Origin of the sequence: Actinoplanes sp. NPDC048791 (assembly GCF_040650095.1) — a bacterium.
Classification (GTDB): Bacteria; Actinomycetota; Actinomycetes; order Mycobacteriales; family Micromonosporaceae; genus Actinoplanes.
Window position 1 is genome coordinate 1 of record NZ_JBEZGQ010000931.1, and the last position, 3,297, is coordinate 3,297.

Genomic DNA, 3,297 nt, shown 5'->3' on the forward strand with positions numbered 1-3,297 from the left:
GCGGCGGCCACCTCGACCGCCCGCCGCCGCGCGGTCGCGGGCAGCCGGGCGACTGCGGCCACGAGCAGCAGCGAGAAGGCCAGCAGCAGCACCACGAACCACAGATGTCCGGTCTCGAACTCGTCACCCCGCAGGACGAACGGGAAGTCGGCCGGCGCGAACCGCACATCGAGGAACCGGGGCAGGAACTCCCAGTAGCTCTCGTCGTAGCCGGGCTCGGTCCTGAGCCGCAGCCACGGCGGCACCGGCACGATGGTCAGCGTGGCGAAGACCAGCGGCACACCCAGGCGCAGCAGCCGCTCGACGGCGAAGCCACCCGCCCCACGCCGCCGGATCGAGTGCCGGGCGCCGATGCCCGCGACCAGGAAGAGCAGCGGCATCGCCCACACCACGGCCAGCCCGGCCAGCACGGTCGTGGCGCCGGTGGTCTCCTCGTTCTTGATGTAGTAGTCGTCGCTCGCGTCGAAGACCAGCGCCGCGTGGAAGAACACCAGGCCGTACACGACCACGATGCGCAGGGTGTCCAGTGCCGGGCGCCGTCCGGGTGTGGGCTCGCGGTGGCTGGGTACCGTCAACGCGTGTTCCTCATCTTCGGATTCAAGTCCTCGGACCGCCGGATCGCGGCCCCCACCCTGCTGCACGCCTACTGCGGTGCCACGGTGGCGCAGGTGCTGATCAAACGCACCACCAAGTTCAGCCTCTTCTTCATCCCGCTGTTCCCGGTGCGCCCGGCCCGCTACTTCATGCAGTGCACCAACTGCGGGGTCACCGAGGCGGTCGACGCGCGGCACGTGGCCCAGCTGACGGCCTAGTGTCCAGGCGGGGCGGCGGTGCTGCCGCGCAGCACCAGCTTGGCCGCCGCGTGCTCCACGAGCGGGCCGTCCCGGTCACCGTCGCGCAGGGCCAGCGACATCGCGCGGACGCCGATCTCCTCCAAGGGCAACCGTACGGTGCTCAGCGGCGGCGTCACGTCGACCGAGATGGGCATGTCGTCGAAGCCGATCAGGCTCACCTGCCCGGGCACGTCGATCCCGCGTTCCCGCAGGCAGGCCAGGGCACCCACGGCCATGGAGTCGTTCAGCGCCGCGATGGCGGTCAGTCCCGGATTCTGCTCCAGCAGCGTCGCGGCCGCCGCGGCACCGCCGTTGCGGTCGAAGTCGGCGTAGATCACCTGCTTGGCGCCCAGCCGGTGCCCGTGCTCCTTGGCCGCACGGCGCAGCCCGGCGAGGCGGTCGGTGGTCGTGGTCAGGTGCCGCGGCCCGGCGATGACCCCGATGGCGGTGTGGCCGAGCCGGTAGAGCGCGTCCCCGGCGAGATAACCGCCCGGCTCGTTCTCCGGCACCACGGCGTCACCGGCGTGCTCGTGCCGGCCGATCACCGACACCCGGCCGCCGGTGCTCTGGTAGAGGCGCAGCTTGCCGTCCAGCCGGGCCGTGATCGGCGCGTCGACGTAACCCGAGCCGGCCAGCACGATCGCGGCGGTCTGGTGGGCGTGCAGCAGGTCCACGTAGGCGAGCTCGCGCTCCGGATCGCGGTAGCTGTTGCAGATGATGACCAGCCGGCCGTGGTCGGTGGCGACCCGCTGCAGGCCCCGGGTGATCTCGGCGAAGTACGGGTCCGAGACGTCGTGCACGATGACACCGACGGCGGTGCGGTCGGCCCGGGCCAGCTGCTGCGCGTTGGCGTTCGGGACGAACTGCAGCTCGGCGACGGCCGCGAGGACGCGCTCGCGCAGCGCCTCGGCGACCGGCTTGGGGCTGTTGTTGATGATGCGGGACACGGTCGCGGTCGAGACCCCCGCCCGCCGCGCGACGTCCGCGAGAGTCGCCACGCCGTGAACACTAGTCCATCAGCGGCCGGGGGCAACCGCTTGCCTGGAGTGTCCGCGCGCCGGTAACCTGCCGGGAAAGCGCTTACCTGAGGGGGTCGGCCCATGTCCGCTCGCGTCCCGATCGGGATCGTCATGAACGGTGTCACCGGAAGGATGGGCTATCGCCAGCACCTGGTCCGCTCCCTGCTCGCCATCCGGGAGAGCGGCGGGCTGCCGCTGCGCGACGGCTCCGTGCTCTGGCCGGAGCTGCTGCTCGTCGGCCGCAGCGAGGCCAAGCTGCGGGACGTGGCCACCCGCCACGGCCTGACCGAGTGGACCACCGATCTCGGCGCGGCCCTGGCCCGCCCCGACATGCAGATCTACTTCGACGCCCAGGTGACCAGCGAACGGGAGAAGGCCATCGGGCTGGCCATCGAGGCCGGCAAGCACATCTACACCGAGAAGCCCCTCGCGACCACACTGCACGGCGCGATCGAGCTGGCCCGCGCGGCCGACGCGGCCGGGGTCAAGCACGGCGTGGTGCAGGACAAGCTGTTCCTGCCCGGCCTGCGCAAGCTGGAACGGCTGATCACCGGCGGCTTCTTCGGCCGGATCCTGTCGATCCGCGGCGAGTTCGGCTACTGGGTCTTCGAGGGGGACTGGCAGGCCGCCCAGCGCCCGAGCTGGAACTACCGGGCCGCGGACGGCGGCGGCATCGTGGTGGACATGTTCCCGCACTGGCACTACGTGCTGGAGCAGCTCTTCGCCCCGGTACGCGCGGTCACCGCCCACGTCACCACCCACATCCCCGAGCGCTGGGACGAGCGCGGCGAGCCGTACGAGGCCACCGCCGACGACTCCGCGTACGGCATCTTCGAGCTCGACGGGGGTGTGGTGGCGCAGATCAACTCCTCGTGGGCCGTCCGGGTCAACCGCGACGAGCTGGTCGAGTTCCAGGTGGACGGCACCGAGGGCAGCGCCGTGGCGGGCCTGCGCAACTGCCGGATCCAGCACCGGGCCACCACGCCCAAGCCGGTGTGGAACCCCGACCTGCCGCTGAGCCACTCCTTCCGCGACCAGTGGCAGGAAGTGCCGGACAACGAGGACTTCGACAACGGTTTCAAGGCGCAGTGGGAGATGTTCCTGCGCCACGTCGCCGAGGACACCCCGTACACGTGGGATCTGTGGGCCGGGGCGCGCGGGGTGCAGCTGGCCGAGCTCGGCCTGCAGTCGGCCCGCGAGGGCCGCCGCATCGAGATCCCGGAGCTGGAGCAGTGAGCCGGATCCTGCAACTGCCGGACGGGCCGTTGACCCTTTCCGGAGCCGGTGCCGAGTGGGCCACGCCCGGGGCGCCGTTCACCAGCCGGGTCGCCTACGCCGCGGCCCACGTCGTGGCGGATCCCGCCGCCGAGAACGTGCCGGGCGCGCCGCGGCCTTCCGCAACTGGCTGCGCGACCGCTACGGCGACCTGGGCAAGCTCAACGACG

The 3,297-nt window shown here is 71.7% G+C and carries 5 protein-coding genes; 3 read left to right on the plus strand and 2 right to left on the minus strand.

All coding sequences use genetic code 11. The annotated features are described in order from the left end of the window. Positions 1-575: acyltransferase family protein (locus AB0C29_RS39935; protein WP_360832015.1), on the minus strand; the 575-nt coding region annotated here is incomplete at its 3' end. 3 nt (positions 576-578) lie between these two features. Between AB0C29_RS39935 and AB0C29_RS39940 the strand changes: the two genes are divergently transcribed. Beyond that, positions 579-812: a zinc ribbon domain-containing protein gene (locus tag AB0C29_RS39940; RefSeq protein ID WP_360832017.1), complete on the plus strand. Its 234-nt coding sequence runs from the start codon at positions 579-581 to the stop codon at positions 810-812. Here AB0C29_RS39940 and AB0C29_RS39945 read toward each other — a convergent pair. Continuing rightward, positions 809-1,831 carry a LacI family DNA-binding transcriptional regulator gene (locus tag AB0C29_RS39945; RefSeq protein WP_360832020.1) on the minus strand — a complete coding sequence of 341 codons (1,023 nt, stop codon included), beginning with the start codon at positions 1,829-1,831 and terminating at the stop codon, positions 809-811. The two genes, AB0C29_RS39940 and AB0C29_RS39945, sit on opposite strands and share 4 nt — an antisense overlap. A gap of 102 nt (positions 1,832-1,933) precedes the next feature. Between AB0C29_RS39945 and AB0C29_RS39950 the strand changes: the two genes are divergently transcribed. Further along, positions 1,934-3,088, plus strand: coding sequence for a Gfo/Idh/MocA family oxidoreductase (locus AB0C29_RS39950; protein WP_360832023.1), 1,155 nt, complete (start codon positions 1,934-1,936; stop codon positions 3,086-3,088). Then, positions 3,085-3,297, plus strand: a 213-nt coding sequence (locus AB0C29_RS39955) for a DUF993 family protein (protein WP_360832026.1), incomplete at its 3' end; no start/stop codon positions are given. The genes AB0C29_RS39950 and AB0C29_RS39955, both read left to right, overlap by 4 nt.

Bases quoted from the DNA above. Each gene is read 5' to 3' on its own strand.
- AB0C29_RS39950 (WP_360832023.1), top strand. From the start codon at position 1,934: ATGTCCGCTCGCGTCCCGATCGGGATCGTCATGAACGGTGTCACCGGA.